This window comes from Arthrobacter sp. Dra40 (assembly GCF_059091905.1).
The window spans coordinates 24,306-41,145 of the sequence record NZ_JBNHHB010000012.1; the positions used below are offsets into that span (position 1 = coordinate 24,306).

The 16,840-nt window shown below is 66.9% G+C and carries 15 protein-coding genes; 8 read left to right on the plus strand and 7 right to left on the minus strand.

Annotated features, from left to right (window positions below):
- The first annotated feature begins 133 nt into the window (after positions 1 to 133).
- The 3 genes from AC5RWT_RS08355 to AC5RWT_RS08365 all read left to right on the plus strand — a co-directional run bounded on the left by AC5RWT_RS08355 (position 134) and on the right by AC5RWT_RS08365 (position 3,583).
- Positions 134 to 1,360 (plus strand): amidohydrolase, encoded by a 1,227-nt coding sequence (locus AC5RWT_RS08355; RefSeq protein WP_494079877.1) that lies wholly within the window; start codon positions 134 to 136, stop codon positions 1,358 to 1,360.
- Positions 1,361 to 1,372: 12 nt separating this feature from the next.
- Positions 1,373 to 2,902 carry an MFS transporter gene (locus AC5RWT_RS08360; RefSeq protein WP_494079878.1) on the plus strand — a complete coding sequence of 510 codons (1,530 nt, stop codon included), beginning with the start codon at positions 1,373 to 1,375 and terminating at the stop codon, positions 2,900 to 2,902.
- An 81-nt stretch (positions 2,903 to 2,983) separates the two neighbouring features.
- Positions 2,984 to 3,583, plus strand: a complete 600-nt coding sequence (locus AC5RWT_RS08365; protein WP_494079879.1) for a protoglobin domain-containing protein — start codon at positions 2,984 to 2,986, stop codon at positions 3,581 to 3,583.
- 54 nt (positions 3,584 to 3,637) lie between these two features.
- Here the strand turns inward: AC5RWT_RS08365 and AC5RWT_RS08370 are convergent, their stop codons facing one another.
- From AC5RWT_RS08370 to AC5RWT_RS08385, 4 genes are all read right to left on the minus strand, one after another.
- Positions 3,638 to 4,108 (minus strand): hypothetical protein, encoded by a 471-nt coding sequence (locus AC5RWT_RS08370; protein WP_494079880.1) that lies wholly within the window; start codon positions 4,106 to 4,108, stop codon positions 3,638 to 3,640.
- Positions 4,109 to 4,150: 42 nt separating this feature from the next.
- The gene (locus AC5RWT_RS08375; RefSeq protein ID WP_494079881.1) at positions 4,151 to 5,383 is read right to left on the minus strand and encodes a cytochrome P450; all 1,233 of its coding nucleotides are present in this window, start codon (positions 5,381 to 5,383) and stop codon (positions 4,151 to 4,153) included.
- A 2-nt stretch (positions 5,384 to 5,385) separates the two neighbouring features.
- On the minus strand, positions 5,386 to 7,068 hold the full coding sequence (locus AC5RWT_RS08380; protein ID WP_494079882.1) for an FAD-dependent oxidoreductase: 1,683 nt from the start codon (positions 7,066 to 7,068) through the stop codon (positions 5,386 to 5,388).
- Positions 7,069 to 7,271: 203 nt separating this feature from the next.
- Positions 7,272 to 8,558 carry an MFS transporter gene (locus AC5RWT_RS08385; RefSeq protein ID WP_494079883.1) on the minus strand — a complete coding sequence of 429 codons (1,287 nt, stop codon included), beginning with the start codon at positions 8,556 to 8,558 and terminating at the stop codon, positions 7,272 to 7,274.
- A 242-nt stretch (positions 8,559 to 8,800) separates the two neighbouring features.
- On the opposite strand from AC5RWT_RS08385, the gene hpaH reads away from it, so the two are divergent.
- The 4 genes from hpaH (at position 8,801) to AC5RWT_RS08405 (ending at position 12,406) form a co-directional block, all read left to right on the plus strand.
- Positions 8,801 to 9,586 (plus strand): 2-oxo-hept-4-ene-1,7-dioate hydratase, encoded by a 786-nt coding sequence (gene hpaH, locus AC5RWT_RS08390; protein WP_127512373.1) that lies wholly within the window; start codon positions 8,801 to 8,803, stop codon positions 9,584 to 9,586.
- Entirely contained in the window at positions 9,571 to 10,389 is an 819-nt protein-coding gene (locus AC5RWT_RS08395; protein ID WP_494079884.1) for an HpcH/HpaI aldolase family protein, read from the plus strand. The genes hpaH and AC5RWT_RS08395 overlap by 16 nt, the downstream gene beginning before the upstream one ends.
- A 147-nt stretch (positions 10,390 to 10,536) precedes the next feature.
- On the plus strand, positions 10,537 to 11,604 hold the full coding sequence (locus tag AC5RWT_RS08400; RefSeq protein ID WP_494079885.1) for a zinc-dependent alcohol dehydrogenase: 1,068 nt from the start codon (positions 10,537 to 10,539) through the stop codon (positions 11,602 to 11,604).
- Positions 11,605 to 11,653: 49 nt separating this feature from the next.
- A complete protein-coding gene (locus AC5RWT_RS08405; protein WP_494042943.1) occupies positions 11,654 to 12,406 on the plus strand; it encodes an ArsR/SmtB family transcription factor in 753 nt (250 codons plus the stop codon).
- A gap of 124 nt (positions 12,407 to 12,530) precedes the next feature.
- On the opposite strand, the gene gap is transcribed toward AC5RWT_RS08405, so the two are convergent.
- On the minus strand, positions 12,531 to 13,550 hold the full coding sequence (gene gap, locus AC5RWT_RS08410; protein ID WP_494079886.1) for a type I glyceraldehyde-3-phosphate dehydrogenase: 1,020 nt from the start codon (positions 13,548 to 13,550) through the stop codon (positions 12,531 to 12,533).
- Between the two features lie 52 nt (positions 13,551 to 13,602).
- On the opposite strand from gap, the gene AC5RWT_RS08415 reads away from it, so the two are divergent.
- Positions 13,603 to 14,841, plus strand: coding sequence for an ROK family transcriptional regulator (locus AC5RWT_RS08415; protein WP_494079887.1), 1,239 nt, complete (start codon positions 13,603 to 13,605; stop codon positions 14,839 to 14,841).
- 91 nt (positions 14,842 to 14,932) lie between these two features.
- Here AC5RWT_RS08415 and AC5RWT_RS08420 read toward each other — a convergent pair whose 3' ends face one another.
- On the minus strand, positions 14,933 to 15,880 hold the full coding sequence (locus AC5RWT_RS08420) for a D-2-hydroxyacid dehydrogenase family protein (RefSeq protein ID WP_494079888.1): 948 nt from the start codon (positions 15,878 to 15,880) through the stop codon (positions 14,933 to 14,935).
- Positions 15,881 to 16,025: 145 nt separating this feature from the next.
- On the minus strand, positions 16,026 to 16,568 hold the full coding sequence (locus AC5RWT_RS08425) for a YceI family protein (protein WP_494079889.1): 543 nt from the start codon (positions 16,566 to 16,568) through the stop codon (positions 16,026 to 16,028).
- Positions 16,569 to 16,840: the final 272 nt, after the last annotated feature.

Sequence of the window (16,840 nt, forward strand, 5' to 3'; positions counted from 1 at the left end):
GGTGGGGTTTCGCACCCCACCAAGGCACCGGCGTCGTTGTGTGGAGGCAAGCCCGGGTCTACGTTAAGGGAAACCGCGCCTCCGGGAGCCGCGTGCCCGCGCTTCCCGTGCCGGCGGAGGAGAAGAGCGCACTATGGCGATCGCGGATGACGTTTTCACGTCCCTCGAGCAAGGACTGGACTGGCAACGGGACCTGTACAAGGAACTGCACCGGCACCCCGAGCTCAGCATGGAAGAACACCGCACGGCCGATCGGATCGAGCAGGAGCTGACCGGCTTCGGCTACCAGGTCCTGCGGATCGGTGGCACCGGCGTTGTCGGCGTCTTGGACAACGGGTCGGGCCGCACGGTGCTATCACGGGCGGACATTGATGCGCTTCCGGTCACCGAGGCCACCGGGCTGGACTACGCCTCCGAAAATGAAGGCGTGATGCACGCCTGCGGCCACGACATGCACATCACGGCCCTGCTGGGCGCGGCGAAGCTCATGGCAGCCCACCGCGACGGCTGGGCCGGAACCCATGTGGCGCTCTTCCAGCCCGGAGAGGAAACGGCAGCCGGAGCGCAGGCGATGGTCGACGATGGCCTGGTTGCCAAGCTGCCCAAGCCCGATGTGGCCTTCGGTCAGCACGTGATGACCACCGAGGCCGGCAAGGTCGGCACCACCGCCGGACCCATCCTTTCCGCCGGCGACTCGCTCAAAATCACCGTCTACGGCCGGGGCGCCCACGGTTCGATGCCGCACAACGCCGTGGATCCGGTGGTGCTGGCCGCGTCGATCGTGCTGCGGCTGCAAACCATCGTGTCACGCGAGACCGAGCCCGGCGAGTTTGCCGTGGTGACGGTGGGGGCTTCCAACGCCGGCACCAAGTCCAACATCATTCCGGACCGAGCGGAGCTGCTGCTGAACCTGCGCACCTACGATATGGGGCTCCGAAAACGGATCATGACCTCGATCGAGCGGATTGTCCGCGGCGAATGTTCGGCCTCCGGCTCGCCCCGCGATGCGGAGTTCGAATACTACGACCAGTTCCCACTGACCGATAACGACGCCGAAACCACCCAGAAGATCACCGCGGCCTTCACCAAGCACTTTGGCGGCGACCAAGTCTTCCACACCGGCCCCAACACCGCCTCCGAAGACTTCAGCAGGCTACCGGACGCGTTCGGCGTGCCGTACACGTACTGGACCGTCGGTTCCGTCCCGCCCGAAACCTACCGCGCTGCGGTAGAGAAGGGCACCTTCTCCCAGGACATCCCGGCGAACCATTCACCATTCTTCGCTCCCGCCATCGACCCGACCCTCTCGGTCGCCACCCAGGCGCAGGCCGTGGCCGCTCTGGCGTACTTGGCACAGTAAGGGCTAGGTCCCATGACCTCCTCAACGTCGGTCCCCGTTCGGACCGATTGGAAACCAACCGACAAGTGGCTGCTGGGCATCGTCTTGGCCGTCATCAATTTCTGGCTCTTCGCCCAGACACTGCTCAACGTCATCCCCGGTATAAAGGACCAGCTCGGCGTCGAACAGACGCTGGCAAACCTGGCCGTATCGATCACGTCGCTGTTTTCCGGCATCTTCATCGTCGTCGCCGGAGGGCTCGCCGACCGGATCGGCCGGGTAAGGATCATGTACATCGGTATCTACCTGAGCATCCTGGGCTCGCTGCTGATCGCGCTGACGCCGGAAAACCTCGGCGGGCTGACCACGGTCATGCTGCTGGGCGGCCGCGCCATCCAAGGCTTGTCCGCGGCGTGCATCATGCCCTCGACCATGGCGCTGATTAAGAGCTACTACGAGGGCAAAGACCGGCAACGTGCACTGTCGTTTTGGTCCATCGGTTCCTGGGGCGGATCCGGTTTCTGCGCACTGTTCGGCGGGTTGATGGCCTCCTCCTTCCTGGGCTGGCGGTCCATCTTCTGGATCTCAATCGTGCTGTCCGTGCTGGCGCTGTTCCTGCTCCGCGGCACGCCGGAATCACGTGCCCCGGCCGACCTCGACGCCGGCGAGCGCCACTTCGACTGGTCCGGCCTGGCCTGCTTCATCGTGATGCTGGTGGCGATCAACATCTACATCTCTCAGGGCCCGGCCATCGGCTGGTTCAGCTGGGCCGGTCTGGGCCTGGTGGCCGCGTTCGTGGTGTTCGGCCTGCTCTTCCTGCAGATTGAGAGCCGCCGCAGCTTCGCCTTCGTGGACCTGAAGCTCTTCAGCAACGGCACCTTCACCGGCGCCACGTTGTCCAACTTCCTGCTCAATGGCGCCGCGGGCACCCTGATCGTCTCGCTGGGACTGGTACAGGTGGCCGCCGGCATGAATTCGCTGCAGTCGGGCCTCCTGACGCTCGGCTATCTAATCGCCATTCTGGCCACCATCCGCGTCGGCGAGAAACTGCTGCAGCGGTTCGGTCCTAAGAAACCGATGCTGTGGGGCAGCATGATCACCGGCGTCGGCATTTTGCTGTGCTCCACCACCTTCCTGCTCATCGGGCAATACATCGTGCTCACGTTCATCGGGTTCACGCTCTTCGGCGTGGGCCTGGGCTTCTACGCCACCCCGTCCACCGATGCTGCCCTGTCCAACGTCCCGGATGCCCAGGTCGGCGCGGCCTCCGGCATCTACAAAATGGCGTCCTCGCTGGGCAACGCCATCGGTGTCGCCATTTCCGCTGCCCTGTACGTGGCCGCCCAGGCGGTGAACCCTGAAATTATCCAGTCCTGGGGGCTGTTCATTGGCCGGCAGGACAACGTGGCGCTGCGCTTCGGCGGAGCTGTGGGGCTGCTGTTCAATGTGTTCATGGTCGTGATCGCTATCGCCTCGATCATCGTCACCGTGCCGGCCGAGCGCAGCAAGAAGGAGCAAGACGCCCGGCCCGACGAAGTCGCTCCGCCGGCCTTCGGAAACTGACTCGTTGACCGTACCCGCGCCGCGGAGTATTAATGGCCGTTCAGGGCGCCGTGCGCCATTCCCTTCAGTGGAGGCACTGCCATGTCGGTCCATGCATCAGGCGGTTCAAGCATTCCGGGCTATGAGTACGGCACGGTGTCCCATTCACCGGTCACTTTGGCCGAGCTCGAAGACCTCAAAGCGAGTGTCATGCTGGGAGAGGAAGACGCTGCCATGCTGCGCCGTGCCGGCGAGATCCTCGACGATCAGGTGGAGGACGTGCTCGACGTCTGGTACCGCTTCATCGCCGGGCAGCCCCATCTGGTGGCCCACTTTTCCCGGCCCGATGGCCCGCCGATCGAGGACTATCTGGCGGCGGTTCGCCTGCGGTTCGGCCAGTGGATCCGGGACACCTGCAGCAGGCCCTACGACCAAGAGTGGCTCGACTACCAGAACGAGATCGCCCTGCGCCACACCCCCGAACACAAGAACGACACCGACCACGTCGGGTCCACCCAGGTTGTCCCGCTGCGGCATCTGATCGCGCTGATCGGGCCGGTGGTCACCACCATGCGGCCCTTCCTTTCCCGTGGCAGTGATTCCGCGCAGGACGTGGATGCGATGATGCAGGCTTGGCTGAAGGCCGTGGTCCTGCAGATTGCGTTGTGGTCCCGGCCCTACACACTCGACGGCGAGTGGTGATCAGCGAGCGGTGACCGGCGACTACTAACTGGGCCAGCCGGCGGCTTCAGGGGCTCAGCTCAGGCGCTGCTCCGGTTCGGCAACCGGCGTCGGGACCCAGCGGCGTGCCGCGGCGATGAGCATGAGTACCAGCAGGACGATCAGGACGCCGTCTGCCGCGATGTACACGTAATGGAGGGCGGAACCGCCGTCGTCGGCGCCTGCCAGCACCAGGTCCGTCCGGCGGTTGAGGAGCGGCCGGATCACCATCACCTTGGCCAACAGCACGACGACGGCGCCACCCACCAGGGCCCAGAACCTGCGGTCCACGCGCTGCCCTATGAGGGACAGCATCAGCAGCCCGGCGAGGACCAGTTCCACGATGTTCATGGCGGTGAACACCAGCCGGCCGATGCCCAGTCCCAGCGGAATGGTGATGCCGGGAGCCTGGAACTTCAGCGGTGCCTCGATCAGCGAAATGCCGATGATCAGGCCGAGCCAGAGGGCTGGCAGCACCAGCCGTGCCGCAATGCGCAGGCGAACCATGATGGGCCTCCTTTTCCGGACCCATCCTACGTTCCGATCGACCTAGCCCGAGATGCCGTCGATGTCTACCGGGAGGTGGGAAGGTCCGCGCAGGAACGGGCTCGGCCGATAATCCGGAGGGTCGTCCACCAGCCTCGGGTTCTCGATCCTGCTGGCGAATCCGGTGAGGGCGATCTGGGCTTCCAGCCGGGCCAGGGGCGCTCCGAAGCAGAGGTGGATGCCGCCGCCGAAGCCCAGATGCCCATTGTTGGGCCGGTCCGGGATGAAGAGGTCGGGGTCGGAGACGTGGGCCGGGTCGCGGTTGGCGGCGGCCAGGAGCAGCGTGAAGGAGGCACCTGCCGGGATGGTGGTGCCGCCGATGTCGATGTCGTCGAGGGCGGTGCGGAAGGGGACGAAATGCACGGGCGGCTCGTAGCGCAGCAATTCCTCCACCATCGGGATGGCCAGGTCTGGGTCGTTGCGCAGCCTCTGGAGCTCGTGCGGGTGGCGGAGCAGGGTCAGTGCGCCGTTGGCGATGAGGTTCACGGTGGTCTCGTGTCCGGCAATAAGCAGCAGGAGTCCGGTGCCCACCAACTGCTCTGCCGGCAAGCTGCCTCCCGGGCTGTCGTCGGTGGCCATCGCCGACAGCATGTCGTCGCCCGGCGACTTGCGGCGGGACTCGACCAGCTCTTCCATGAAAGCGCGAAGCTCAGCACCTGCTTCCGCCCGCTTTTTCTGCTGGGTTTCGGGATCGAGGCCGGGATCGATGGATTGCAGGGCGATGTCCACCCAGACCCGGAAGCGCTGCCTATCGCTCGGAGGCACACCGAGCAGCTCGCAGATCACCGTGACCGGCAGCGGATAGGCCAGCTCATCGACGACGTCGATCCTGCTGCGGCCCGCCATCTTGTCGATCAGGTCGGTGACGATTTCCTCCATCCGGGGCTCCATCCCGGCGATCCGGCCTGGCGTCGTGGGTGGTCCGAAGTGGCGCATGGTCATCCGGCGAAACTTATCGTGATCGGGTGGATCCATGCTCAGGAACGTTGGCGTCATGTCGGCGCCGTCGCCCTCGCCCGCGGAGACGCCCGCGGCGGCTGCGGACGGATTGCGGCTGATCTCGGAACTCACCCGCGGATCGTGCAGCAGCGAGGCAATCTCGGCGTAGGTGCTGACCAAGTAGGTTCCGTCCGGCAGCCGCGTCACCGGTGTCCTGCGGAGCTCAGCGTAAAACGGGTAGGGGTTGGCCCGGTTGGAGTAGTCGAGGACCTGCTCCCAGGAGCTGGCTTGGCTCATGGTCAATGTTCCTTTGATCGCGGGGCGGTTTCCGCCGGTCTCCGGGACGGCGTGTCACCGGCGGCGGGATGGGTCAATCTGGCGCGACGTTCGTTGGGGTCGTGACCGGTCACCACGACGGTTGCATCCTGCGTCGGGCTGACCGCCGGCCTAAAGCCAGCCGGCACGGCGTGTCCATCGGCCGACTCGTCCACGTGGTGGAACGACGGCGGGAAGGGCGCCGCCTGTTCGATCAACGGTTCGTAGAATTCGAGCCACTTGTTCTGGTTGAAGGCGACAGCCGCCACGATCCGACCCTTGTAGCCGTAGACGGCGAGGAAGCGCCGCTGGGACACAGATCCCTGCACGACGGCGACTTCATCGGCGGCCGAGGGAACCCCGACGCTCTTGATTTCGGTGCCGAATTGCACCGACCAGAATTGCGGCACCGCCAGATGCGGCCAGCGTTCGGTCTCGCGGCTGACCATATTGTGCGCCGCGACCTCGGCCTGCGAGATGGCATTGCCCCAGTGCTCAACGGCCAGGAATTGGTAGCCGTACATCGGCTGTGGGGCCCGCGCTATGTCCCCGGCGACGAAGACGTCATCGGTGACCAGCCCGTTCGCGTCAAAGGCGCGGCAGCCGGCGTCGCAGGCAACGCCCCACACGCCGCATGCCAACCCGGAATCTGCGAGCCATTCGACGTTGCGCACGGAGCCCAGCGCGGCGACCGCCACGTTGGCCTCAACTGTTGTCCCGTCGGACAGAACGGCCCCGCGCAGCTGTCCTGCGGCATCGCCTTCGAGGGAAGTGACGCGGACGCCGCAGCGCAGATCCACGCCCTTCTCGGTCTGCAGCTCACCGGCGATGGCGCCGATCGTGCCGCCGAGGGCAGCAACGAGCGGGGCCGGCCCGGCCTCCGCGACGGTGACCGGCAGACCGAGTTCACGGCACACGGACGCGACCTCGCAACCGATGAATCCGGCGCCGATGACCAGCACCCGACGGGGCCGCCCGGTTAGGAGTTGCCGTAGCTTCCAGGCGTCCTCCCGCGTGCGCAACGTCAACACACCGTCCAGTGCTGCCTCCGCAGAGTTCGGCCAGGGGCGCGAGCGCAGGCCGGTGGCGACCAACAATTTGTCGAATTCAATCCGGCTGCCGTCGGCGAGGTGGACTTGCTTCGCCGGCAGGTCCAGACCGGTCGCCGCGACTCCCAGCCGCCAGGTGGCGTCGATGTCCCGGCGGCGGGGCAGCGAGGTATCTGCCGAGCGCATCGACCCGGCCAAGAGCTGTTTGGACAGCGGCGGCCGGTCGTAGGGCTCGTGGGGTTCCTCGCCGACCAAGGTCAGCGAGCCGGAGAAGCCTTCTTCGCGCAGCCGCTCCGCCGCGTGCAGCCCCGTCAGCGAGGCTCCAACGATGACGATTCGCCCTGTTTTCTTGAACGTGTTTTTACCGTCCCCGGCGGGGTCGGCCGTCCCCTGCCGGGCATCCGAGTGCTGCGGTCCGTTCGCTCCGTCCGGCTGTTCGAGGGTGATGGCCTGGACCGGACACGCGGCGGCGGCCCGCCGGATCTTGGTGCGCTGCGCGCCGTCCGGGTCGGGGTCGTACGTGAGCGCCTCGTCGCCTTGGATGCGGAAGACCTCCGGGGCGAGAAAGGCGCACTGGGCGTAACCCTGGCATTTAGTAAGATCGACGGCGATCCGCATGCCGCACTTCTTCCTCTTGCCGGCTTGCGGCCGCGATCCGCCGATCGGCCGTTGCCTCTCAGGAGTGAACCGTGACGGCCCCCGTCCCGGCAGGTCTTGAGGTCCCGAGGCGGGCCCGGGGAGGGGCCACAAATTGATTCATGATCAAGTGAATCGAGTCTAGGCCGGGTGGGCGGACGGCGGAAGGGGACCTTGCTGGTGCGTTACCGGCGGGCGTCTTGTCGCTCGGTGCCCACGGGGTGGAGCGAGGCCTTGCGCCTCCGGCCGACTCCCGGCGGGTCCTCAATACGGCGCGGACCGTTGATCATGACCGCACCCACCAGCATCACCACGATGCAGACGCCCAGCATGGCAAAGGAAGCGGTCCAGGAACCGGTGGACTCGTGCACCACCCCGAACAAGAGCGGAGCCACGCTGGCACCGGCGTAGCCGATGCCCTGGCTGAAGCCGGACAGCACGGCCGAGCCGTGGGTGGTGCGCGAGCGCAGGTTGACCATCAGCAGTGCGGTGGCGAAAGTGCCCTGGCCCAGCCCGGACAGCGTGACCCACCACCAGATGCCGGCGTCCGGCGACAGCAGCAGGCCCGCATGCCCGCCGATCCAGCAACCGGTGAACATCAGGATGGCGGCGATCGGCTGCTTCAGCCGGGGCACAATCAGGGGCACCAGCAGGCTGACGGGCAGCCCCAGGATGGCGAAGTAGGCCAACGCCGAACCGGCCGTCGCGGCGTCCACGCCGTGCTCGGTCAGGTACGGTGGCAACCAGGTGAAGTACACGTAGGTCTGCGCGGAGTTGCCGGCCAGGAAAATCGCCAGCCCCCAGGCCACCGGCGAGCGCCACGGGTTCAGCTTCCCGGGGGCAGGCGAGGAAGCCGCTGAAGCCGGGGCACCGCCGTCGTACGTCCTGCCTTTCCGGCGGTCGCGCGCCGCCTGCACCGCCCACGGGATCAGCACCACGGCGCTGACCGAGGCCCAGAGCGCCAGCGATACCCGCCAGCCGGCCGCATCCGCCAACGGGACCGAAAACTGCGGGCTCATCGCGGTGCCCACCGCCAGCAGCGTTACGTAGCCGGCGGTGACCACCCCAATGCGGTCCGGGAAGTATTTCCGCACCAGCGGCGGCAGCACCACATTGCCGATTCCATATCCGGCCATCACCACCCCGCTGAGGGCCAAAAAGGGCCAGACTCCGTCGACGGCGGCGCGGCCCAGTTGTCCGGCAACCGCCAGCAGCACGGCCGCCACCAGCACCTTCTCCAGCCCGAGCCAGCGGATCAGCGCCGGGGTGCACAAACCCGCCACCGCGAAAACCAGCGGAGGCAGCATGGCGAGCGCACCAATGGTGGTCGCGTCGAAGCCCAGTTCCGGCCCCAGTTCCCCCAGCAGTGGCCCCACCGCGGAGACCGCAGCGCGCAAGCTCAGCGCCATGGTCAGGATGCCCAGCAGCGCACCGATCCGGCCGGTCCAGGGCTTGCGGAGGAAGGAGTTCACTTGCCTACCCTAGCCGGGGGTTGCCCCCGTCACCTGGCAGGATACGGATCGCGGCGCAGCAGCCGGGCCAGATGAACGGCATGGCGCTGCATTGGTCCCTCCGCCGTAACCAACTTACAAGGGGTGACAGGCGCCACCGTAAGATGGTGCTGGCGCCCTCCCCATGCGGCGCCGGGACCGCGGAACGCCCTCTCGGGCCAGGTAAGCGGCCGCCCGAGGAACAAGGAAGTGGTGCCACAAGCATGCTTGACCAGTCAACGATTGAGTCCATCGCCGACGAGCTGGTGGAGGCGGGACGGACCCGGACGCCGGTGCAACGGCTGACCGCCCGGTACCCGGAGATGACCATTGAGGACTCCTACAAGGTGCAGAACCTGTGGCGGGAGCGCAGCGAGGCCGCCGGGCGGACCCTGGCCGGCCGCAAGATCGGGCTGACCTCCAAGGCGATGCAGTACGCCACCGGCATCAGCGAACCGGACTACGGGATCATCTTCGACGACATGATCCTGGAAAACGGCTGCACGGTGAAGTGGGACCAGTACACCCACCCGCGGATCGAAGTGGAACTGGCGTTTGTGCTCAACCGCGACGTCAAGGGCCCCAACGCCACCATCTTCGACGTCCTGAACGCCACCGAATACGTGGTTCCCGCACTGGAGATCCTGGACTCCCGGATTGAGATGGAGGGCCGCACCATCGTGGACACCATCTCGGACAACGCGGCGATGGGCGCCATGGTGATCGGCGGCAACCCGGTCCGCCCGCAGGACGTGGACCTGCGCTGGATCTCCGCCATCCTGTACAAGAACCAGACCGTGGAGGAGACCGGCGTGGCCGCCGGTGTGCTCAACCACCCGGCCGCCGGCGTCTACTGGCTGGCCAACAAGATCGCCCCGCACGGCGACCACCTCAAGGCCGGCGAAACCATTCTGGCCGGCTCCTTCACCCGCCCCATGTGGGTGCACGAAGGCGACACCGTGTTCGCGGACTACGGACAGCTGGGAACCATCACATGCCGTTTCGAGTAGAACCCGATCCGTCCTTCAAGGACGCGTTGGCCGCCGCCGACCGCCCGCTGGCCGGGATTTGGGTCTGCTCCGGCTCGCCGTTGATCGCGGAACTGTGCGCCGGCGCCGGCTTCGACTGGATCTTCATTGACGCCGAGCACTCCCCCAACGGGCTGGAGTCCGTGCTGGCCCAGCTGCAGGCGGTGCGCGGTTACCCCGGCATTCCGGTGGTCCGGCCGCCGGTCAACGACACCGTGCTGATCAAGCAGTACCTGGACCTGGGCGCGCAGACGCTGATCATCCCGATGGTGCACACTGCCGAGCAGGCCCGGGCGGCCGTGGCAGCCACCCGCTACCCGCCGGCCGGCGTGCGCGGCGTCGGTTCCGCGCTGGCCCGCTCGGCCCGCTGGAACCGGATCCCGGACTACCTCACCCGCGCGGAGGAAACGCTGACGCTGATCGTGCAGATCGAGTCCGCGGAGGCCGTGGAGAACGCCGCCGAGATCGCCGCAGTGGACGGCGTGGACGGCGTGTTCATCGGCCCGTCCGATCTCGCCGCATCGATGGGCGTGATCGGCCAGCAGGAGCACCCCGAGGTGGTGGCCGGCGTGGAGAAGGCACTGAAGGCTGCCAAGGCGGCCGGCAAGTTTGCGGGGGTCAACGCCTTCGCCGAAGCCTCGGCCCGCCGCTACATGGAGTGGGGCGCAGACTTTGTGGGCGTCGGCGCCGACGTGGCGCTGCTGGCCCGCGGCTCCGAGGCCCTGGCCGCCAAGTACCTCCCCTCGAACGGGGACGGCGCCGCCGGGACGCCCGCCAGTTACTGATCCAACAGACAACGACGGCGGTGCTTCGGCTGGGTTTCGCAGCCCACCGAAGCGCCGCCGTCGTCGTCATGCGCCGCCCCGGCGTTAAGGCCGCCCCGGCGTTAAGATCGGAGCAACGAATCTGCGCGTGGTCGAGGAGGTTGAAAAGTGGCAGCTGCACGCGGCCGGACGCCCGGTCAGCCGGCCATGAATCCCGCCCTGGCGCGCATCTCGGCTGAGCCCGGCGGCGTCGGGCTGATGGACCACCCGCTCCGTGCGCCGGGGGCAGACGAGGTGGAGCTGAGGGTCAGCCTCTGCGGGTTGTGCGGATCGGACGTCATTGTCTACCGCGCCGATCCGGCAGCGGCGACGGTTCCGCTCGGCATGGTGCTCGGCCACGAGTCGGTCGGCTCGGTGCTCCGCACGGGGCTGCTGGTTCCGGAATGGCTCGCGCCGGGGACCCGTGTGGTGCCGATTTCCACCGTCGGCTGCGGCCACTGCGCGGCGTGCCGGGCGGACCAGCCGCACCTTTGCGCCAATCGGTCCGGCCTGGGGTTGACCCAGCACGGCCAGGCAGCCGCGAGTGCGCTTGTCCCCTGGCGCAATCTGGTGCCGGTGCCGGAGTCGGTTCCGGATACCACCGCGGTTCTGGCCGAGCCTGCGTCCATCGCCTGGCGCGCCGTCTCCACTGTGGCCCGGATCCAGCCCGGGGAGCGGGTGGCGGTTTCGACCACCCGCAGCATTGGCCTGCTCGCCGGTTTGATGGCACAGCGCGCCGGCGCCACGGTGACGATGATCGGCCGTGAGGGTCCCGGGCACGCGGCTCGAGTCGAATTGGCCGCCAGCCTTGGCTTGGGGAGCACCACCGGGCAGCAGCCCGACACCTACGATGTGTGGATTGAGGCGACCGGTGCGGGCATACATTTGGCCCGGGCCGTCGAGGAGCTGCGGCCCCTCGGCCGCCTGGTCATGGTGGCGATGTATGCCACCGGGACCGCCCCGGCGCCCGTGGTCCGGACCAGCAAGAACCTTGACGTCCTGCACAGCTTCATCTCCATCCGGCAGGATTTCGAGCAGGCCCTTGCTTTCCTGGCCACCCTGCCGGATTTGGGCGAGCGCCTGATCACGACCTATCCGATGGACCGGGCCGTGGAAGCGCTGCGGCTAACCGCGGACGGCAGCACCGACGCCGGCGGACGGCCGCTGATCAAGGCCGTGCTGCAGCCGAACCTTTGACGCGGATAAGCCTCGACATGTGACTATATGGTCACCTATTATGGGGCCTATGGATGCCGTGTTCAAAGCGTTGGCAGATCCCACCCGGCGTGAACTGCTGGATGAACTGTTCCGCGAGGACGGGCAAACCCTCTCCGCGCTCGAAGCGCACTTCAACATCACGCGCTTCGGCGTCATGAAGCACCTGAAGCAGCTGGAAGCGGCCAACTTGGTGGTCACCCGCCGCCGCGGCCGGGAAAAACTCCACTTCCTCAATCCGGTGCCCATCCGGCTCATCCACGACCGCTGGGTGAGCAAGTATGCACAGCCATGGGCCGCTGCGCTCAGCGACCTCAAATCCCGATTGGAAAATCCGATGGAAAAGATCTTTGAGATCTACATCCGCACCACCCCGGACAAGCTCTGGGAGGCCATCACGGACAGCGAGATCAGGAGCAAGTACACGTTCGGCAACCGGATCGAGACGGACTGGACACCGGGCTCCGGCTACACCATGACCAACCCCCGGGCGGACGCTCCGCTGGGCGAAGGCGAGAACCTGGAAGTGGACCCGCCGCGCAGATTGGTGCAGACCATGCGCGCGCTCTGGGGTGAGGACGTGATCGCCGAGGGCACATCGCGGGTGACCTGGGAGATCGAGCAGGTGGAGGACTCCTGCCGGCTTACCGTCACGCACGACCAGCTGCGCGAAGGTGCCAACGAGCAGCTGTACGGCGGCTGGCCCATGATCCTGTCCGGGCTGAAAACCTGGTTGGAAACCGGCGAGCTGCTCACCACCCCGGGTTCGCTGATGTACACCTGAGCCGGCCGGATCCGCCCTGCCCCTAGCCCCGTCACTCCATCACCCCATCGAAGAATCAGCAGGCGCCCTTTTCACGGCTGAAAAGGGCGCCTGCTGAATAGTTAACCGGGGTCCGGGAGCGGGGTTAGGAGAGCTTGGACGCCACCAGGGAAGTCAGGTCCACCAGGCGGTTGGAGTAGCCCCACTCGTTGTCGTACCAGCCAATGACCTTGACCTGGTTGCCCATCACCTTGGTCAGGCCGGAGTCGAAGATGGCCGATGCCGGATCGGTGACGATGTCCGAGGAGACGATCGGGTCCTCGGTGTAGGTGAGGATGCCGGCCAGCCGGGGGTCGGCGGCGGCCGCCTTAAACGCGCCGTTGACTTCCTCCACGCTGACCTCGCGTCCCACCGTGACGGTCAGGTCGGTGGCGGAACCGGTGGGCACCGGCACGCGGATGGCAAACCCGTCCAGCTTGCCCTTCAGCTCCGGCAGCACCTGCCCGATCGCCTTCGCGGCGCCCGTGGAGGTGGGGACCATGTTGATGGCGGCGGCGCGGGCACGGCGCAGGTCGCGGTGCGGGCCGTCCTGCAGGTTCTGGTCCGCGGTGTAGGCGTGGATGGTGGTCATCAAGCCCTGCTCGATGCCGAAGTTCTCGTGCAGCACCTTGGCCAGCGGCGCCAGGCAGTTGGTGGTGCAGGAGGCGTTGGAGACGATGTGGTGAGCCCCGTCGTCGTACTCCTCGTTATTGACGCCCATCACCACGCTGAGCACGTCACCCTTGGCCGGGGCGGAAATCAGCACCTTGCGGGCGCCGGCCACCAAATGCTTTTCCGCATCGGCTGCGGCGGTGAAGCGGCCGGTTGATTCGATCACGATGTCCACGCCGAGTTCACGCCACGGGAGGTTGCCGGGGTCGCGTTCGGCGAGGACCTTGATGACCCTGCCGTCCACCACCAGGTCGCCATCGGCAACTTTGACCTCGGCGGCCAGCCGGCCGACCACCGAGTCGTACTTGAGCAGGTGCGCCAGGGTCTCCGGCGAGCCGAGGTCGTTGATGGCCACGATCTCCAGGTCGGAACCCAGTTTTCCCTGCGCCACGGCGGCCCGGAAGTAGTTGCGGCCGATCCGCCCGAAACCATTGATACCAACCCGAACTGCCATGGGAACTCCTTTTATTTAGCGTCTAAATTTATGTTCCATTACTATTATCCTGATGCTGCCTGACGAGGTCAAGGGGAACGATGTGAGCACCACAGCCACCACTCCGCAAGTGCTGCGGCTGGCCAACCTGAAAGCCGTGTTGTCCGTGATGCGGGCGAACGGCGCGGTGACCGGCACGGACTTGATCGCGGCGACCGGCCTCACCCGAGCCACGGCCATCGCGGTCTGCGACGACCTGGCGGCCCGCGGCTGGGTCCGCGAGCTGCCGGGTGAACGACTGGTGGGCACCACGAAGGGCAGACCGGCACGGCGGTTCGAATTCAACCCGGCGGCCGGCTGCGTGCTGGGGATGGACGTGGGTATGGCCACCGCGACCGTGCTGGTGGCCGACCTGAAGGGCCGGACGCTGGCCAGGGTGTCCGAGCGGTTCGAAAAGCCGCCCGCCAGCGCAGCCTCGCGCCGCGCCACCATCCAACAGGTTGTCGCCACCGCACTGACCGAGGCCGGGCTGCTGCCGTCAGCCGTGCTGGCCGCAGCCATCGGCGTCTCCACGGTGGTGGACCGTCACGGCAAGGTGGCCCCCGGGCACGAGCTGTCCGAGCACTTCGACATCGGCCTCCAGACCGAAGTATTTGCCGACTACGGCTGGCCGGTGCTGCTGGAGAACGATGCGAATCTGGCAGCGCTGGCCGAGCGCTGGAGCGGCGTTGGGACAGCCGTCGACGATCTGGCCGTGATGCTGGCCGGCGAGCGACTGGGCACCGGGCTGATTGAATCGGGCCGTTTGCTGCACGGCTGCAATGGCGGCGCCGGCGAAGTGGGCACGCTCGAACTGGTGGACGGGGTGGGCAGCCAGGACGGCATCGCCCGGCTCGCCCGTTACTGGGGCAACGAGGCCCTCGCCGCGGACACGCCAACGCTGATCCGCGAACTGGTCGGGCCGGGAACCAGCCGGGTCTCGGCGCGCTTCGTCTTCGAGGCGGCGGAGCGCGGGGACGAGGTGGCTCAGGGGATCTTGGAACGGATCGGCCTGCGCATGGCCCGGGTGATCGCGGTGCTGGGAACGTTCTTCAACCCCGAACTAGTGGTCATCGGCGGCGCGGTGGCGGCCTCGGCATCGGCCCTGCTTCCCACCATCACCCGCGAACTCCCCCGGCTCACCGCAACCCCTCCGCGCGTGGCTGTGTCCGAATTCGGCGATGCGATTGTGGCCGCCGGCGCCGTACGCCTGGCGCTGGACTACGTGGAGGAACACGCCATGGAACTTGCCCCGGCCGAGGCACCGGCCTGACCCACGGCACGACGGCGGCGTCGCGCCTGCGCTGCTTCCCGCCTCGGCGCTGCCTGTTGTGCCGGACGCCAGCACTGCCCCGCCGGGGCGGTCAGGCCAGGACGTTGATCGGTGCGCCGTCGAGGTAGGCGAGGATGCCCTCGAGCATCTGGGTGTAGCCGAGCCGGTGGGCCTCCACGGTCACGAAACCGATGTGCGGGCTGAGAATCAGGTTGGGCACGCCGAGCAGCGGACTGTCCTGCGGCAGCGGTTCCACGTCAAAAACATCCAGGGCAGCCCCGGCGATCCTTCCTTCGGCCAGCGCCGCAACCAAGGCCGCCTCATCCAACAGCGGGCCGCGCGAGGTGTTGACCAGCCGGCCCGCCGGACCGAGCAGGTCCAGCTCCGCGGCGCCGACGATTCCCGCGGTGGAGTCCGCGAGCTTCAGGTGGATGCTGACAATGTCCGAGCGGCGGAACAAGTCCTCCTTGGACACCAGCTGCGCCCCGTGTTCCGCGGCGCGCTCAGTGGTCAGATGCGGACTCCAGGCCAGTACGTCCATGCCAAAGGCCGAAGCGTAGCCGGCCATCAGCTGGCCCAACCGGCCGAGTCCGAGCAGACCGATTGTTGACCCGTCCAGATCGATTCCCATCCGGGCCTGCCAGATTCCGGCGCGGACATCCCGGTCATTCTGCGGGATCTCCCGCGCCACCGCCATCACCAGCGCCCAGGCAAGTTCGGCGGGTGCCGCGGTGCCTTTCTGCGTCCCGCACACGGTCACCCCGCGCTCGCGCGCCGCGTCCAGGTCGATCGAGGCGTTGCGCATTCCGGTAGTGGTGACCAGTTTGAGGTCCGGCAGCCGGTCCATCAGTTCGGCGGTGATCGGCGTGCGCTCACGCATGGTGACCACGACCTGCGCGCCGGCCAGGCGCTCGGCGAGGGCACCGACGTCGTCAAGATGGTCAGTAAAACGTTCGACGGCGATGCCCTCCGGCAACTGCTCCCACGGCGCGCTGCTGAGCGCTACGTCCTGATAGTCATCGAGGATCGCGATCTTCACGAGGCCAGCCTAGCGGCAGGCGAGGCCGAACCCGGAGCAGGACAGCCGACCAGGATCGGGACAGGGGCCGTCGCTAACGAGGCATGGTTAATCGCCGCAGGCAGGGTCCGGACTACTTCCGGACCCTGCCTGCGTGGCGCGGGACTTAGTTGGACGGCAGAACGAAGGCCGAGTCCACCGTGATGGTGACCTTGTCGCCCACCAGCACGCCGCCGGCTTCCAGGGCGGCGTTCCAGGTGATGCCGAATTCCTTGCGGGAAATCTGGGTGGTGGCGGAGAAGCCGGCGCGGGTCGCACCGAACGGGTCAACCGCCACGCCGCCGAACTCGACGTCGAAGACCACGGGCTTGGTGGTGTCCTTGATGGTCAGCTCGCCGGCCAGCTTGAACTCTTCCGGGTTGCCCTCGACGCTGGTGGCCTTGAAGGTCATGTCCGGGTACTGCTCCACGTTGAAGAAGTCCTCGCCCTTGACGTGGGCGTCGCGGTTGTCATCGTTGGAGTCGAACGAGGCGGTCTTCACCACGGCCTCGACAGAGGACGTGGCCAGGCTGTCGCCGACCACGAGGGTGGCGTCGGCATCGGTGAACTGGCCACGCACCTTGCTGATGCCGGCGTGGCGGACGGAGAAGCCGACCTCGGTGTGGGACTTATCGAGGTTCCAAGTTCCTGGGGTGAGCTGTACGGCCATGTGGTGCCTCCTGGTTGAAGTGTGAGTCAGAAGCTCAGGTGAACTTCATACTTATGCATCTACAATAACACCTGATGGTTGAAGTGTCAACCAATTTCTTCTGAACGGACGGGAAACTGTGTCCCCGGTGCCACATTGCCTCACACCCTGGGCGCACAGCCCGCATCCTCGGCTCAAAAATTGCCTCTGTGTCGCAGTTGCGGAAGCGCTCCCCTTGCAGCGTGCCACGTGACGCCCGGTGAACCCACGTGGCGCATGGTGAACCAGTCCGC

Excerpts from the sequence above, each read along its gene's own strand:
- AC5RWT_RS08360 (WP_494079878.1), top strand. The coding sequence starts at position 1,373 with ATGACCTCCTCAACGTCGGTCCCCGTTCGGACCGATTGGAAACCAACC.
- gap (WP_494079886.1), bottom strand. The coding sequence starts at position 13,550 with ATGGCAGTTCGGGTTGGTATCAATGGTTTCGGGCGGATCGGCCGCAAC.
- AC5RWT_RS08380 (WP_494079882.1), bottom strand. The coding sequence starts at position 7,068 with ATGCGGATCGCCGTCGATCTTACTAAATGCCAGGGTTACGCCCAGTGC.
- AC5RWT_RS08415 (WP_494079887.1), top strand. The coding sequence starts at position 13,603 with ATGCTGCCTGACGAGGTCAAGGGGAACGATGTGAGCACCACAGCCACC.
- AC5RWT_RS08405 (WP_494042943.1), top strand. The coding sequence starts at position 11,654 with ATGGATGCCGTGTTCAAAGCGTTGGCAGATCCCACCCGGCGTGAACTG.
- AC5RWT_RS08375 (WP_494079881.1), bottom strand. The coding sequence starts at position 5,383 with ATGAGCCAAGCCAGCTCCTGGGAGCAGGTCCTCGACTACTCCAACCGG.
- AC5RWT_RS08395 (WP_494079884.1), top strand. The coding sequence starts at position 9,571 with ATGCCGTTTCGAGTAGAACCCGATCCGTCCTTCAAGGACGCGTTGGCC.
- AC5RWT_RS08425 (WP_494079889.1), bottom strand. The coding sequence starts at position 16,568 with ATGGCCGTACAGCTCACCCCAGGAACTTGGAACCTCGATAAGTCCCAC.
- AC5RWT_RS08355 (WP_494079877.1), top strand. The coding sequence starts at position 134 with ATGGCGATCGCGGATGACGTTTTCACGTCCCTCGAGCAAGGACTGGAC.
- AC5RWT_RS08365 (WP_494079879.1), top strand. The coding sequence starts at position 2,984 with ATGTCGGTCCATGCATCAGGCGGTTCAAGCATTCCGGGCTATGAGTAC.
- hpaH (WP_127512373.1), top strand. The coding sequence starts at position 8,801 with ATGCTTGACCAGTCAACGATTGAGTCCATCGCCGACGAGCTGGTGGAG.
- AC5RWT_RS08370 (WP_494079880.1), bottom strand. The coding sequence starts at position 4,108 with ATGGTTCGCCTGCGCATTGCGGCACGGCTGGTGCTGCCAGCCCTCTGG.